A 15,963-nucleotide genomic window follows, 5' to 3' on the forward strand; every position below is an offset into this window, starting at 1 on the left:
CAGGCATGAAATATTATGCAAAGCAAAAAGTAGAATGGCGATGTTTGCTGGAGTTGTCCAATGTCTTGTTGTTCTATGGATTGCGAATCAAGCAAGTTTCGCTTGTTGGATAATATTTAAAGAACTCTATGAAAAAGGCCGGACAGTAGTGAATTTATATATATCTATAAATAGTCTCGCAAAACAGATATACATTAAGTACAGCTATTCTTTAACAGGAGGCAGGAAAAGGTTCCTGCTTTCGCATACAGGAAAGGGTTCCTGCCTTCGCGTAAAAACAGATATACATTAAGTATGGCTATTCTTGTATATTTAATTATATTAATACCTTGATTTGTGATATTAAATGGAATTTAGCTTATGCCCAAAATAACCGCCCTCGAATCAATCAAACGCCAGAAAGCCTGGTACGAAATCCGCTTCGACAACGGTGTATCGTTCGCTGTCAATGATGAACTGATACTAAAGCATCTGCTTAAGCCCGGCCAGACTTTCAATAGCGATGAAATCAAGGGCATTCGGGAGCGGGCAGAATATCATTACCTGAAGAAAAAAGCATTAGAGATATTAGCCCGGAAACGTATCACCGAAAAGGAGATTCGCCGGAAATTGCGGGCAGTCAAATCATGCGCCCATCACACCGACAGGTTGATTACCGAACTTAAAGGGCATGGCTATATCGATGACTACAGCTATGCCGTAAATTTTATTCATTATTCGCTTGCGGGCAACCCGCACAGCAAGCGTTATATCAGTCAGAAACTGTATCAAAAAGGGGTGCCATCGGATATTGCCAATAAGGCGATGGCAAACGAACTCAGCGATTATGACGAATACGAAGCCGCCCTAAAATTAAGCGAGAAGAAATCTAAAACCGTAAAGAACCTGCCCGAATTAAAAGCCAAGAAACGTATCTCTGATTTCCTGCGCGGACGAGGGTTCAATTGGGATGTTATAAATAGCGTGCTGGCTGAATTATTTGAACGCAAGGATTGATATCAGTTTCGCGCAGGGTCATCAATAATATCATCTGGATATTGCATACACCCTTACAGCCTGCAATCAATATAATGCTTGATTAATATATGACGTTGTTTCTTTTGTAAAAAAAAAGAATGCCGCGCCTGCTAAAAAAACAAACGCGGCATTTATGAGGGAAGGCAAGTTTCACCTTACCGCTCTTGATACCTTCTTTTTACCGAAATTTTTCTTCATTTCCAACTGTCGTTTGTGTTCGCTGCGATAATACGCTCTTTGCGTAACCGCAACTTTCCAGATTACTGCAATTCCGAATATAAATAGAGCCGCATACAGAATCTTTTTACTTTGATTCGGATATATGATTTTTACAGTTACCGGATTATCTTTCGAGCCATAATTTGCCAAAACTTTTGAGCCTGTCGTAACTTCAATATAATAATCGATTTTATCATCCGATAAAGCGGCAGAAAATATTTCCAGTTCGAATTTCCCCGATTCGGATCTCGATAAAGCCCTTTTAAAAAAGTTTTTATCATTGCCGAACCTATAATATACAACCGGCAATCCCAGTCCCATGTTTTTAATGGTGGCGGATATATTGAAATCCTCCGATGATGGAATTTCAAATACCGGGTTATGGATTATTTCCGGCAGTATTTCTTTTTTCTGTTCCGGTTTGGGCTTTTTCTGATGGTATGAATGTACTGCCATATTCCTTTTCCCTTTGCCTAACTGAATCGCCCATGTCTGCGCAGCCAACATCAATATAAAGACTACTGTTAGAAGCGCGGTTAATTGCTTGTTCATTGTCTTATCCCCTCCAAAAATTAACGCACCGATTGATCTTCCCAGCTAACTGTTGAGAAACTTTTTGTCAGCGGCATATAAATATTCATATTAATTAAATCTTGGTACTTGGATGAAAGCCTCTCATCATGATTCATTGTTAGATGAGGACCTCTAAGAATCATAGATTCATTTCTGGCTACAACAGACCCATTGAATTGACAGTAGTCGTCAAACCAGCCAGCAATAGCATGGTTTGTATAGAATATGCCATCCATTCTGTTTACGGAAAAATTAGCAAAATCAGAGTAGGCGGCAACACTGGCGTCAAGGTTATAGAAGTTTGCCGAATTAAAAGCATCACTAAAATCGATATCCCGACTGTAATCATATTCATCGCCGTATCTTCCGTCGCCATCAACATCCTCGCCCGTACCCGGCACTATATGGTATCCGGACGGAACTTGGGCAACACCTCCGCTGATTGGCAAATCTTCCATGTGCTGATTACCATCGCCATCCGCAATTGATACTGTGAAGAAACCGTCAGCCTCTTTAGCGGATGCCGAATATGGATTGCTTTGACTTTCCATATTGCCAAAGACGCCGTCCACACCAACATCCTCATAGCCATTATTTCGGTAATCGCTAAGCCAGCCGCCGCCGCCGGTAATACTACTTCTCCAACTCGAAGATGTATGATTTCCGCATACAACATTGCTTACCGTCATAAACGACACTAAATCGGCTGTCTGATTGGTTGTTTTCCAGGTTTCAACTCTAGTTCTGTACTGTTCGGCAGATTCGCTGCCATAGTTATAATTTGGCCTTGCCGTAGGCGGATTCTGATATTGAACGCCGGTTCCAACATACGTATTTCTGCCAACATAGAATGAACCCTGACCGGCAACAATCCCGCTAATAGCCAGATCTTTTGTTACGGCAATAGTTCCTTCAATAATGACAGGATTTGCGGCGGTTCCGGAGAGCGCTAAGTTGCCGGTTTCTCCAACATCATCGCCATAGGCGCCGTTTATAATAACCTCGCTTGGTTGAAGCACACCATCGCCATTTGAATCAATACCGACTTTTCCGGCAGGGTTGCCATAATCGCCATTTGCAAGTCCAACATAATAAGGATTAAGTTCTTGAACGATACCGTCGCCATCTAAATCGCCGGCATCATTAAGGTTGGGCATTGTGGTAATAGCCTGATCATAGGGGCTTCTATCTGCGCCGGCATAACTATGCCTGTTTACACTATCGGCGGCCATACCCTGATAAGCCGAACCATCAGTTGGAAAAACATAACCGCCGGCATAAACACCGCCGCCGTCAACAACATCCCCGGTGATTGGATCGAAGCGAGGGTTGCCATTCACGGTAAAATTACCCGACAAAACATCAAAATGCCCGTTAGCCTTAACATTGCCATTGGCAACAGCGTTTCCTGATGAAAATCCTGCCCACCAGCCAAAGTGATTTATGAAGTAAGAATAGTCAAAAACGCCTGAAGGCAGAATCCCAAACCTCATGGTAGCTATTAAGGTTGTGGATTCACTGCCGCCATTAGCATTGCCCTTCGCTTCAATAGTAACATCACGGCAATCTATATAAGGAGACTGAGGTCCGGGGTCTACAACTGATATTACGCGTGTTGAATATGAAGCGGCATTGCCCAAGGCAACGTCGGTATAAAACGTGGAATCATCAAGATTTTCCAGCCAATTGAAAGGCTGGGTAATTGGCGATACATTCTCATCGTAGAAGTTTCCCCAAATGTATTCGTTAACCGCTCTTTCCAACCCGGCTTCGGCAATATAAAATGCCTGAGAACTCCTCTTTACACTGCCTGAGATATCCATGTCGGTATTGGAATTAAATACCGCAGATATCCCAAGAATTGTTATCATTAGCAAAATCGGGATGACGATAATCATCGCCATGCCTTTACTGTTGGTCAATTTGTTAAACATAATATTTCTCCTTATGAAAACTATTTAGTTCTATATGTCCAATATTCCAGTGATCTCGGCAAATTGTTTTGATCAACCCATCGAATATCTACGTGGATTCGATAGACTCCACTTGGCACTGATGCATCCGATGCCGTACCGTCTATTGTTGTGTAGATATCAAATTTATTATTTACATTTAAATCGCTTTCAACAAACGGTAATGGCGAAAAACTCGGCACTGTTCGCATCGACTCAATTTTGTCCTGAGCGAGGCTATTAGCCGTAGATACACTTCGGGAAAACGAATTGGCATCCATAGTAATAGCCATTAAAGGCGCCAATCCTAGTATGCCAATGGCAACTATCAACATAGCCATAACTACCTCTATCAGGCTTATTCCTTTGTTTGAATTTATTAACTTTACCATAACTCCCTCTCTTTATAAATTTCTCAGGTTTACAACCTGGGATATAGTTCTTTCAAAGCACTCTCCACCCATAATATCATCATCATCTCTCGCTGATTTAGCCGTTAGGGATACCCTTACAGAGTTATTCCCAATATACGAAATATTAAAATCGCTAATCTCATCGGCAAAAATATTTGCCTGACCATTGACATCTTTAATAAGAGTTGGATGAAGGCTGTCTGAGTGATCAATATAGTATTTAACCGTAAATGTATCTCTGTTTACACACAATGTATCAGTCAAACCACTCAAAGAATCAATTGCAATTGGCACAATTGTGGTATCGGTTAAATTAAATCCAGCCATCCTCAATTCACGAATGATATCTTGAACCGATGCCCTGACATTCTGCTGCATTTCAGCGATTCCGTCCTGCGCTATACATTGCTGATTTGCCCTTAGAAAAAACGATAACGCCGCAGTAGCGACAATAGTTGTCAGAATCGCAGCTATAAGAAGTTCAAGTATTGTAAAACCATGTTTTTTTCTGATAATTATCATATTTTAACTCTCCTTCACGTTATTTTGTCTATTTATCATGCAAAGCTTGTGCCGGAGCGTTATTATAATCACAACTTGTTGATACGCTTATTGATAAATAGAAGCTGTTTAATAAAAGAACAGGCGGCTTAACTAAATATTATTAATTATCTTTATATTAATAATATCCCTTTATTCTTATATGTTTTAACAGGATACGGTATTTTTACATAGCTTTTTATTATATTAATCATAAACAATACATATAGGAATTACACCATAGTTTTGTAAAACATATCTGCTATCGTGTTTTGGGCGTGAGGATACCCACAATTTATGGTTTCGCTATAAACAACCATAGGCAGGCTAAATCTTAATAAGCGGTAGTCAAGTTTATCCGTTCTTGACGGGGATTCCATCCCTACATTTATTATTTTTTTATGAACATTGACAGCCGCTTTGTTAATAACCATATTAGACAAATTGGTAATAACTGAGAAAGATTGATTTTGAAAAAAAAAGATGTTGTTGAACTTCATGTTGATGATCTTGCCTTTGGCGGGCAAGGCGTAGCCAAACTTGATGGTAAAGTCATATTCGTTCAGGATGGCCTTCCCGGCGATTTTGCCAAGGTAATAATCAACAGGATAAAACCTGATTATTGCGAGGGTAGAGTTATAGAGATTATAAACCCTTCTCCATATCGGATTAAGCCTCTCTGTCAACATTTCGAGATTTGCGGCGGCTGCCGCTGGCAAAATTTCGAGTATGATAAGCAGCTTGAATACAAAGCGGAACAATTGAGAAACAATCTTATCCGAATTGGAGGCATCGAAAATCCATATTTGGAACCGATTATCAGCGCGAAAAAAATATACAATTACCGCAATAAAATGGAGTATTCATTTAACCGAAATAAAGACGGCGATCTGTTTTTGGGACTTCACTATGCAGGCTTTTTCGATAAGGTATTCAATGTCGAAAAATGCTGCCTTCAATCCGAACTTTCAAGCGAAATAGTAGTCTTTGTCAGGGACGAATGCAGCCGCCTGAAACTCCCGGCTTATCATATCAGGAACCATATCGGTTTGATGAGGTTTTTAGTTGTCAGGGAGGGTAAATTTACCGGCGAAACTCTGGTAAATATCGTAACCAGCGACCAGTTTGAGGGATATGAGGATAGGCTTTTGGGAATGGGAAATAATATCGCCTCAAAATTTGAAAATATCAACAGCATCCTCTGGACAATCAACAGTAAAAAAGCCAACATCGCCATAAGGGATATGCTGCCGCCCATGTTGAAAAACGGAATAATTAACGGGCGTGATTTTATTTATGAAAAGCTGAATAATTATCGTTTTCGCATATCAGCCGATAATTTTTTCCAGACTAATTCTTTTCAGGCTCAGGTATTATATGATACCATAATCGAATATGCCGAGTTTAACGAGCTTGATAAGGTAGTCGATCTTTATTGCGGAACCGGGACAATAGCTATATATATTTCAAACCTGGTCAAATCTGTAGTTGGTGTCGAAATAATGGCTTCATCAATTGACGACGCCTATATCAATGCGAAAGATAATGGCATACATAACGTTGAGTTCGTTGCCGGCAAAGTCGAGGATGTTGTCAAAGAGATTGGCGCTTATAATAAAATGATTATAGACCCGCCGCGGGCAGGATTACATCCGAAAGCGCTTAAGGGGATTATCGAAATTAAGCCGCAAACAATAATCTATGTCTCATGTAATCCATCAACACTGGCAAGAGATATTGCCGGTCTTGTTCAGGCTGGCTACAAACTTAGCAAAGCGACAGCAGTGGACATGTTTCCACATACATATCATATCGAGTCAATAGCAAAATTGGAACTAAAGTAATATGGAGGTCTTGTGTATAAGTTCTTACTTTTAACTGTTGCGTTTTTATTAACTGTATTGATGTCATCAACAATTGCCGGTCAAACCGAAGAATTGGAAAAATTGAGTCAGGATTATATCGATGTCAGAAGCAGCTTCTACCCCGTATGGGCTACAAGCGTTGGCATATTCGATTATGATTCCCTGCTTACGGATTATTCCTCAGAAAGGGTTTTTCAATACCGAAATAATATTTCCAAAATAATGCAGGAACTTCGGCAGATAAATATTAAGAAATTGAAAGGCGATGATTATATTAATTACAAGCTTCTGCTTTCCAATATTAGATACGATGAATTTATATTGGTGAAATTTCCATTTTATCAACATTCGACAGCTTTGTACCTTAATGAAGTGTTAAATTCCTTATACTATCTTCTGATTGACAATTCAAGGACTGACGAAGAAAAAGCGCCGTTTCTATTGGCCAGGATGAAACAAATCCCATATTTTTTTGAACAAAGGTGGGAACATCAACCCCTGATGGACAAGATATTTTATGAAATCGTCCTCGAATCGACTGATGGGGGGATTGAATTAATTGAAGAAACTGCAAAACTATTATTTGAGGTAGTGCCAGACAGCTCCCGAAGAATTGCCAGGTACAAAAAAGAAGCGATATCAAACCTTAAGAATCTCAAAATGTTTTGTGCTGTTGAAATTCAATATGCTCCTGAAAAGCATTTTATTGGCAAGGAAAACCTCGATTATCTTCTGAAAAATATCTATTTCCTTGATATCGATTCCGATTCCTTAATGAATCTTGGCTGGTACTGGTATAATAAAGCCAATGCCGCCATGGATTCAATTCAGGCAATAATCGACTCTAAACAGCCAGCCGATGATAAGGAAATCCCATTTGATAATTCGCTTACAAAGGATGACATATTCCAGTATTACCAGCGCGAAATTAACGAAACTGCCAATTTTTTCAAAAACCATGATATTGTTTCCATACCTGAAAACATCGGCAAATGTATTCCCGTTGAGATGCCTGCCTTCATGCGGTCAATGCATCGCGGGATAGCCTATCAACCGCCGGCTCCATTCAGCAGCGACCAAACCGGTTATTTCTATGTAAGGCCAATTCCCACATTGGATTCCGCAGCGATTGCCAAGTACAGCAATATTATTCAAAATAAACGCTTCAAAAGCTCTGTCGTTCACGAGGCTTTCCCTGGTCATCACCTTCAATTGAGCATTGCCAATAATAACCTTTCGCCATTACGTAAAATTCAGGATAATACCATGATGTCTGAAGGCTGGGCGCTATATTGCGAACAAATGGCGACCGAGCAAGGTCTGTTTGATAATGAAAATCTTGATGAACGCTGGCTGGGCGTTTATAGCGGCATCCGTTTCCGGGCAGTTCAGATGATAGTTGACTGTTCGCTGGCAGACAGTTCGATGACTCCCGATTCGGCGCTTGTGTTTATGAATAATATGCTTGGTGAAAACACCGATTATTTTACTTCCGAAATAAAGCGATATTGTGCTTATCCTACCCAGGCTTTAAGCTGCTTGACAGGCAAATTAATAATCCTTGATATACTTGAAAAGGCTCGCAAAAAAGAAGGCAGTTCGTTCTCATTGAAAGCGTTCCATGATAGGCTGCTGGCGGAGGGAACTATTCCTCCTTCATTAATAGCGAAAAAAATGAGCTTAAAAAAATAAAATAGTTTGAATTGTTGCCGATAATATCAGATATATGAAGATAATTCATACATCTGATATTAGGCTTGGCGCGCATTTTGTCGGCTTAAAACTTGCCGGAGATAAACTTCGAGCCGGGATTAAATCGACTTTTTCTAAAATCATTGATTACACTGTCAATGAAAAGGCGGACTTGCTTATAATCGCCGGCAATCTATTTGATAGTTATGACGTATCAAGGAATTTGCAGGACTACATCGCCGGTGAATTAAGCAGGCTGAATGACATACCCATTGTAATATTACCGGGCGCAAAAAATAATCTTGCCGATAATTCATTTTGGAAAAGTTGGAATAGCCTAAATTTATTAAAAAATGTACACACTATTACTGATACAAAAAAACCATATATAAACATAAGCCATCTGGATTGCACTGTGTATGGATTCCCTAAAAATTCTGCTAAAGACGCAAATGCACTTTCCCAACCAATTATCAAACAAAACACTAAATATCATATTGGGGTAATGTGTTGTCCGCCAGATGAAGTAAAAGCAGTAATAAGCAAAACCGGCCTGGATTTTGATTATGTCGCCCTGGGCAGCAATTACTCCTTTAGTGATTTTACGCAATTCGACATCAATGCGGCCTACAGTGGTTCGCCGGAGCAGCTTGATTTCAACCAAGAAGACGCCGGCAATATAGCCTGCGTTGAAATCGGTTCCCAAAACAAAGCAATTGTTAAAAAAGTTAATGTTGGTGTTTATAAATGGCAAACGATGGAAATTGACGCCAAAGAAATTTCAAGCAATGATGATTTAATTAACAAATTAAAGCCATTAGCAAATACCGATACTCTGCTTAAAGTAAAACTTACCGGTTTGGCGCTTTTTGAGTCATCGCTGATACCTGTATATGTTCAGCAGTTAATAGAAAATGAATTTTTGTATCTTGATATTATTGATGATATGAAAGTATTGCCTGAAAATATTTCTGAGGTTAAAGTATCGGAAAAAACGATTTTAGGTCAGTATATCAAGTATATGGCGCAAGAAATTAATAAGGGCGACGAAAGCCGCAAAAACCAGCTTGAAAAATCTCTAAAAGTCGGTTATATGCTCCTTCAAGGAAGGGAGCCGTGGTAATATGAGGCTTGCTAACCTAAAACTTGAAAATTTCGGTAAATTCGATAATTTCGAGTGTAATTTGACCGCTGGTTTAAATGTTATTAAGGGAGCGAACGAAACCGGCAAGTCTACTATTGTTTCCGCCATAACCGCGCTTTTTTACAATGATCTGAAATCCTCAGATAATAGTATCTCGATTTTTAAAACCTGGGGAAGTGATAAACCGGCGGCATTAAAAGCTGATATTTCCGATGAAAACTTTTTCGGCGTTCTCGAAAAGAATTTCGATTCCGGTCAGGTTAAACTCGACAATACAAAACATAATATTTCCGTGGAAGACAAAAGTAAAATTTCAGAAATCATTGCCGGCTCAATGGGTCTCAAGTCAATTGAGCTGTTTGAGGCCACCTCATGTATTAAACAGGGGGAGATTACTCAAATTGGCGGCTCGGTCGAGCAGATTAAAATGAATCTTGAATCTCTGGTAACCGGAGGAGTAGAGGATAAAGCCGCCTCCCAGCTTGTGGAAAAAATCGAAAAACGGGTTGATGATATTACCAACAATGATGAGCAAAATCCCGGTTTATTGAAAATTCTGGAAAAAGAACAGGAAAATATCGATTACAATATCGATAGGATTAATCGCGAAATAAACAATTTGAAAACCTGGCGAAGCTCATTGACACAGGTGGAAATTGCCTATGCGAATGTTGCTGAAGATTATCAATCAAAAAAGCAAAAAGTTGAATCTGCCAGCAAAACCGAAAGCGCGCAGAATGAACAGGTTCAGCTTACTAAACAGCGGGATGAAGCCGCTGAGAATCTTCAAAAAGTTAAATCAGCCGCGCAAAAAACTAAAGAAGTTAGGGATGAATTAACTCGAATCGTTGATGTTACTATAGATGATAGTGAAAAGCTTGATGAATTTGAATCAACAATTAAATACCTTCGCCCCAAGCAGCGAGATTTAAAAGATGATGTTGAATCAAGCCAGAAAGAATATGACGGGGTTAAAATAAATAGCGCCCTTTCGGGCTGGATGGTTTTATCCTTGGCGGCTATTGGTTTTGCCGCCGCTGATTATTTTTTATTCCTTACCCAGTATATCCTCTATTGTTTTCATATCGGCGGCGCAGGATTAGTCTCTTTAATGTTATCATTTGCTATTTTTTCCAGAGAAAAACAAAAAAAGTCATTCTTAAAAAACCAATTAGAGAATAAAAAACATAAGCTTGAAAACACCGTAAAAGAAATTGAACAAATGTCGAGCGAATTGAAAAGCTTGTTAGAAAAATACAAAATCAGGTCGGCTGATGAGGCTCGTCAGGCATCTTGGAAACGAAGCGATCTGGAAAGCCAGTTGAAGGCAGAAACCAAACGCTATAAAAACCTGCTTGAGGGAATATCGGAAGAAGAACTGAGAGTACAAATACAAAATCTCGATAAAAAAATATCGGAAAATGAAATGCTGCTTAAAGATGAAGTCTTGCTCGACCCGGCTGAATTGGAAAGAATGAAATTAATTACTGCCCAGATTGAGGAACAATATAATACGCTTGCGAGTGAAAGGAAGATGCTAAATCGTCAAATTGAAACAGCCGAAGGCGGCGCAGAACTGCTGGCCAGCTATCTCGAACGCAAAGAAGTTATTGGTATCACAAAAGAAAAACTAATCGAGGAACTGGCTATTATAAGTCTGACTAAAGAATGTGTCTATAAAGCCCGCCAAAATGTAATGATTTCGACGCTCGAACTTCTGGAAAAAAGAACTTCGGATATTTTAGACATGATAACCAAAGGTAAATATAAGAAAGTCAGATTTGATAAAGCATCCCTTAACTTTGAAGTTTATTCCGACAAGAAAAAAGACTGGGCTAATCCGCACCTGGAACTCTCGCAGGAAACAGTCGAGCAGATTTATCTTACAGCCCGATTGGCATTGACCGAGATTATTGCCGGCAAAGTCTCGCCGCCAATAATATTAGATGATCCCTTCAATGGCTTTGATATGGAGAGACGTGAAAATACTATGGAGCTGTTGAAAACAATGTCTAAAAAACATCAGGTTTTATTATTAACTGCCAATGACCTTTATGACAAATGGGCAGATAATGTGATTCAATTATAACCCCTCGAAATCAATCCGAATCTTGCAGCAATCAATTATATTCGTGTAAATTATTCGCAGGTCAGGTTCTCCGCCTAAGGTAGACAGCGGCAGGGAATCCAGTATTGTCATTCCCGCGAAAATAGATTTGGATTTTGGATACAATTTACCCTTAAGGCAAATCTTGTGATTCCTCTTGGATTGTTTTTTACAGTTGTTGCGGCTTAGTTATGTGCTTTTAGTCAACGAAATTTCATAACCAAGCCTTTGAAGCGAGCTAATGGTATTTTTGCGATACCGTTCCTCTAATTGCGCATGAAGGCAACTGCTGTAGCCGCTTTTTTGTCTCCTATTTTGGCTTTCAGCCTTCGGAAAACCTACCCTAAAAAGGTGTCTATTACAAGTTTTACAGTTTTAAAAAAATGACATCGTTCTTTACCCGTTGGTAAAATATTTCCATTTATAGGGGTGAAATATTTTTCATGGACGATTCCCGTGATTATAGATGATTGTATATTGCAAAAGGCCGAACAGAAATGATAATTATTAGCATCTAAAGCGGGGCAGACAAGTCCGCCAAAGGCGGATGCCGCCCGCAGGAATACTATCTGGCTGCAAAGCATATGGACTTGGCTTGAATTAATCAAATATCCATTTTTGTTGTTGCTTATGTCAAGTAACTTTTCTATTATCAATTCGTATGTAAATTGAGTTAAACTGTGATTGGAGGTATAGGACATTCCACGGCGCTCCGTAATAAATAAATCAATTACAAACAAATAAACCCAAAACAAACAATTTAGCAATGGAGGCTAAATGAAAAAACTAACCATAGCTTTATGCATGGCGGCAGTAATGTTATTGGCTGTCAACAGCTTCGCCGATAGAATCGAGGATGTTCTTAACGAAGCCGACACCTGGATTATCTCCGATACCGCCCGCATAATGACCTATATCGACAGCTGCGCAAAAGCTGTTGATGACCGTCTTCTCAGCTCGCCCTACTGGGAAAGTACTCACAGAGACCTTTCATTCCTGCTGGGCATTGATTATACCGGCTCGGCGCAAATCGATAATACCGGCAGAATCTACTTTCAGATGAGAATTACCGGAGAAACCGGTCACCTGTTTTATATGGATGAACCAATGAGCTGGCCAACTCAGCTTTCGCCAAATAACTGGGCGCAGGAGGGCTACACTATTTGGGGTTATGATGTTTACCCAAGCGGCGAATATCTTTTAGTGCGCGCTATGCGTCATGGAAGTGAACGTCATGATATATGGCAATTCAATCGCGATGGTTCATTCAAACCGCTTTTAGTTAACCCCAATATCCGTTTCAGCAATGTAACTTTCAAAAATATAGATGAATTTTTCTTATCTGTCGATGACCGGCAAAATCAATATTTCTGCAAATATACGATTTCCACTGGCAAGCTCGATACGCTTTATCAGGATGAGGAATGGTTGGGCATTTATGATTATGAAGATGGCTTACTTCTCTGCGTTAGATCTTTCTCATTTTCTGAAAGCCAATTATTTACTTTAGATGAGAACACCTTAGAAACAAAAAACATAACCAAAAAAGGCAGCTTTGATGGCGCTATGTTCACTGGCGACGGCCGGATTATGTTTACTACCGACTCCAAATCCAAAAAGGATGAGTTTAATAAACTGGTAGCTGTTAATATTGATAAGCCTAAAAAAATGACAGTTCTGTTTGATCCCAAAATGGAAAATGCCGGCTATGAATATGTAAAAAATACCAAAACCGTTATAATGACATTAAACAAGGACGGCTATTCCGAACTGATAGCATTTGACCTTGACGGCAATATGATAGACCTGCCCAAAATACCGGTTGGCGTATTATCGGGCGGCGGTCCTTATGATGAGGATGGCTTTGTTAATGACAATGGCGAGTTTGTGTATGGTTTCAGTTCGCCAACCACTCCTCCATCTATTTACTATTTCAAACTTGGCGATAAAAAAGCTGCAACTGTGGCAACTGTTTCCACCTTTGGTTTTGATTTTTCGGATGTGAAAGTCGAAGTTATCCACTATCCCTCTAAAGACGGCACTATGATTCCCGCCTTGATGTACACTCCTGCTAATATTAAAAAAGACGGCAACAATCCGGCTATTGTTCAGTATCATGGCGGGCCTCCTGCTCAGTGGCGGCCGTATTTCCAGAGAAATCTCGCTTTTGCGCTATCTAAGGGCTTGATTATCTTACGTCCCAATGTTCGAGGTTCATCAGGCTACGGCACCGAATGGGAAAAAGCCGACAATCAGAAAAAACGCTACAACTCTCTTGATGATGCCATTGCGGCTTTAGATTATTTAGTCAACGAAGGCTATTCAAAACCTGAGAAGATTGGTATTGAGGGCGGCTCGTATGGCGGCTACACTGTCAACTATCTGTCGGGGACTGTGCCGGAAAAATTCGCCTGCGCCATAAGCCAGGTCGGCGTTGCCGATCAAGACTTCTGCCAGACTCATGGCGATGTTAGCGGGCAAAAAATATGGGAAGAGGAATTCGGCAAAATCGGCAGTAAATTAGCTCATGATTTATCGCCGATATTCAAATCCGAGAAAATATCGAAGCCGATATTTTTAACCAGCGGCTTTTATGATCCCCGCGTTTTCGCCGGCGACCCGCGCCGCTTTGGTTATCTGCTTTCCCAAATGGGCAAGGATGTAATCTATTTCGAGAGTACCGAATCCGGTCATGGCTCAACCACCAAAGAGCAGATTATTACCGAACTAACCCGCTACTATGTTTATTTTATGGATCACATATTCTAAGTAGATTTTATATGGATGGCGTACTTCCTGGTGCGCCATCTGTTAAACCCGCGGATGAATATTGCGCATAGTCAGTCCGCCTAAGGCGGATTTCCTGACGACATTTAAGTGGTTAGAGCTTTTATATTTTATTTTGTGTTGTCGGAAGTTACTTCCGACAGTTCTGGCAGAAGAATCCGCCTATGGTGGATACAGGCTGTTGACAAATGATTATTTATTGGAATTCCCATAATGATATTAAATTTGATATATACGTAACGCATAGAGGCGTATTGCAATACGCCCCTACGCGCTGTAATATAACCCGGCTTTGACAGTTAACGCATAATTTGATAAACAGTTTTGTTGATATGCAGCAAGTTAGAGCGATGAATATTCTATATTTGTTGTGTATGCACTAATTTATTATTACCCTTGACAATGAATCTGTTATCTTGTATTATTAGTGTATGTTTATCAGAACAAGCAGCTCCACACGAAACGGCAAAACTTACACCACCGCGCAAATCGTGGAAGGCTACCGTACTGCCGATGGCAAAGTCCGGCAAAAAATACTTTTCAACCTCGGCTCGGTTGAAAAACTACTCAAGCGGGATATCGATAATCTCATCAACGGCTTCTTGAGACTCAAAGGACAAACATCGCCTGCCGAAAGCGATGTCATTCTTTCTTCTAAACATTTCGGTCATATCTGGGCGGCGATGATGCTTTTCAAAGAACTCCAAATTACCAAGACGCTTCGTAAAGCCGCTCAGCAAACTAAGACCGAGTTCGACCTGGTCAAACATATTCAATTGATGGTCTTAAACAGGCTGGATGATCCTCAGTCGAAGCTTGGTTTGTTAAGCTGGTGTGAGGATGTTTATCTGCCCTCGATAGACACTAAGAATATCAAGTATCCTCATCTTCTGCGGGCGATGGATTTTCTCATCAAGCATAAGCGTCAAATCGAGGCTGAGATAGCGGCTCGCTTTATGACTATATTCGATGCCGAGTTGAAGTTATGTTTTTACGATTTGACTTCCAGTTATTTTCAGAGCGAGCACGAGGTCGAGGGCGACATACGCAAGAGGGGTTACAGCCGCGGCCATCGTTCCGACTGCAGGCAGGTAGTTATTGGCGTGGCGATGAATCAGGATGGGATACCTCTTTGTCATTACACCTTTGACGGCAACACCAGCGACCGCCAGACGGTTATCGAGGTGGTTGATGATATCAAGAGTCGTTTTAGGGTGAAAGAGGTAACGCTGGCTGCCGACAAGGGGATGACCAGCAAAGCGAACTACGGCTGGCTGCAAGAAGCGGGTGTTGGTTTTATTTTAGGCGAATCGAAGCGGATCCGGAATACTGTTCGCGAGGGTTTGGTAAAAGCTGAAGCAAGACGCCGACAAGAGAAACATGAAGAGTCGTTTTATCACGAGGAATCCGGTCATGTGAATATGCGTTCATCGGAGGGCAAAGATATCAAACTTCCGGTTCGGCATATCTACTGCTATAATCCTGAAACAGCCAAGAAGCAGCAAAGGCGGCGTGAGCGTTCTATCGATGGACTTTTGGCATTGGCTTCACAGCTTGAGATTTCAAGCCTTACTTCCGAGGAATGTTATCATCAGTTGAAAGGTTATGTTCAGAAATATCATATTGCCCGGTTAGTTGAGATTCCCGAAGATCT

Annotated in this window: 11 protein-coding genes; 7 read left to right on the forward strand and 4 right to left on the reverse strand. The window is 40.5% G+C overall.

Features of this window, described 5'->3' with window-relative positions; translation table 11 throughout:
* Nucleotides 1–360 precede the first annotated feature (360 nt).
* Nucleotides 361–996: a regulatory protein RecX gene (locus tag J7K40_03995; GenBank protein ID MCD6161560.1), complete on the forward strand. Its 636-nt coding sequence runs from the start codon at nucleotides 361–363 to the stop codon at nucleotides 994–996.
* A 171-nt stretch (nucleotides 997–1,167) separates the two neighbouring features.
* On the opposite strand, the gene J7K40_04000 is transcribed toward J7K40_03995, so the two are convergent.
* Genes J7K40_04000 through J7K40_04015 form a run of 4 tightly spaced genes read right to left on the reverse strand, consistent with a single transcriptional unit; the run spans nucleotide 1,168 to nucleotide 4,696 of the window.
* Nucleotides 1,168–1,788, reverse strand: a complete 621-nt coding sequence (locus J7K40_04000) for a hypothetical protein (protein ID MCD6161561.1) — start codon at nucleotides 1,786–1,788, stop codon at nucleotides 1,168–1,170.
* Nucleotides 1,789–1,808: 20 nt separating this feature from the next.
* A complete protein-coding gene (locus tag J7K40_04005) occupies nucleotides 1,809–3,743 on the reverse strand; it encodes a pilus assembly PilX N-terminal domain-containing protein (protein ID MCD6161562.1) in 1,935 nt (644 codons plus the stop codon).
* A gap of 20 nt (nucleotides 3,744–3,763) precedes the next feature.
* Nucleotides 3,764–4,153, reverse strand: a complete 390-nt coding sequence (locus J7K40_04010; protein ID MCD6161563.1) for a prepilin-type N-terminal cleavage/methylation domain-containing protein — start codon at nucleotides 4,151–4,153, stop codon at nucleotides 3,764–3,766.
* A gap of 12 nt (nucleotides 4,154–4,165) precedes the next feature.
* Entirely contained in the window at nucleotides 4,166–4,696 is a 531-nt protein-coding gene (locus J7K40_04015; GenBank protein ID MCD6161564.1) for a prepilin-type N-terminal cleavage/methylation domain-containing protein, read from the reverse strand.
* A gap of 488 nt (nucleotides 4,697–5,184) precedes the next feature.
* Here J7K40_04015 and rlmD point away from each other — a divergent pair, with 488 nt between their 5' ends.
* The 6 genes from rlmD to J7K40_04045 form a co-directional block, all read left to right on the forward strand.
* Entirely contained in the window at nucleotides 5,185–6,558 is a 1,374-nt protein-coding gene (gene rlmD, locus J7K40_04020) for a 23S rRNA (uracil(1939)-C(5))-methyltransferase RlmD (protein MCD6161565.1), read from the forward strand.
* Between the two features lie 12 nt (nucleotides 6,559–6,570).
* The gene (locus tag J7K40_04025) at nucleotides 6,571–8,271 is read left to right on the forward strand and encodes a DUF885 domain-containing protein (GenBank protein ID MCD6161566.1); all 1,701 of its coding nucleotides are present in this window, start codon (nucleotides 6,571–6,573) and stop codon (nucleotides 8,269–8,271) included.
* Nucleotides 8,272–8,305: 34 nt separating this feature from the next.
* A complete protein-coding gene (locus J7K40_04030; protein MCD6161567.1) occupies nucleotides 8,306–9,394 on the forward strand; it encodes a metallophosphoesterase in 1,089 nt (362 codons plus the stop codon).
* Nucleotide 9,395: 1 nt separating this feature from the next.
* On the forward strand, nucleotides 9,396–11,504 hold the full coding sequence (locus tag J7K40_04035) for an AAA family ATPase (GenBank protein MCD6161568.1): 2,109 nt from the start codon (nucleotides 9,396–9,398) through the stop codon (nucleotides 11,502–11,504).
* Nucleotides 11,505–12,299: 795 nt separating this feature from the next.
* Nucleotides 12,300–14,291 (forward strand): S9 family peptidase, encoded by a 1,992-nt coding sequence (locus J7K40_04040; GenBank protein MCD6161569.1) that lies wholly within the window; start codon nucleotides 12,300–12,302, stop codon nucleotides 14,289–14,291.
* A gap of 449 nt (nucleotides 14,292–14,740) precedes the next feature.
* Nucleotides 14,741–15,963 (forward strand): IS1634 family transposase (locus J7K40_04045; protein MCD6161570.1); only part of this gene is annotated, 1,223 nt, incomplete at its 3' end.

The sequence above is a fragment of the Candidatus Zixiibacteriota bacterium genome (assembly GCA_021159005.1).
Lineage (GTDB): Bacteria > Zixibacteria > MSB-5A5 > UBA10806 > 4484-95 > JAGGSN01.

What these genes read in the sequence shown, in the direction of transcription:
- J7K40_03995 (MCD6161560.1), top strand. Translation starts at nt 361, where the DNA reads ATGCCCAAAATAACCGCCCTCGAATCAATCAAACGCCAGAAAGCCTGG.
- J7K40_04000 (MCD6161561.1), bottom strand. Translation starts at nt 1,788, where the DNA reads ATGAACAAGCAATTAACCGCGCTTCTAACAGTAGTCTTTATATTGATG.
- J7K40_04005 (MCD6161562.1), bottom strand. Translation starts at nt 3,743, where the DNA reads ATGTTTAACAAATTGACCAACAGTAAAGGCATGGCGATGATTATCGTC.
- J7K40_04010 (MCD6161563.1), bottom strand. Translation starts at nt 4,153, where the DNA reads ATGGTAAAGTTAATAAATTCAAACAAAGGAATAAGCCTGATAGAGGTA.
- J7K40_04015 (MCD6161564.1), bottom strand. Translation starts at nt 4,696, where the DNA reads ATGATAATTATCAGAAAAAAACATGGTTTTACAATACTTGAACTTCTT.
- J7K40_04030 (MCD6161567.1), top strand. Translation starts at nt 8,306, where the DNA reads ATGAAGATAATTCATACATCTGATATTAGGCTTGGCGCGCATTTTGTC.
- J7K40_04035 (MCD6161568.1), top strand. Translation starts at nt 9,396, where the DNA reads ATGAGGCTTGCTAACCTAAAACTTGAAAATTTCGGTAAATTCGATAAT.
- J7K40_04040 (MCD6161569.1), top strand. Translation starts at nt 12,300, where the DNA reads ATGAAAAAACTAACCATAGCTTTATGCATGGCGGCAGTAATGTTATTG.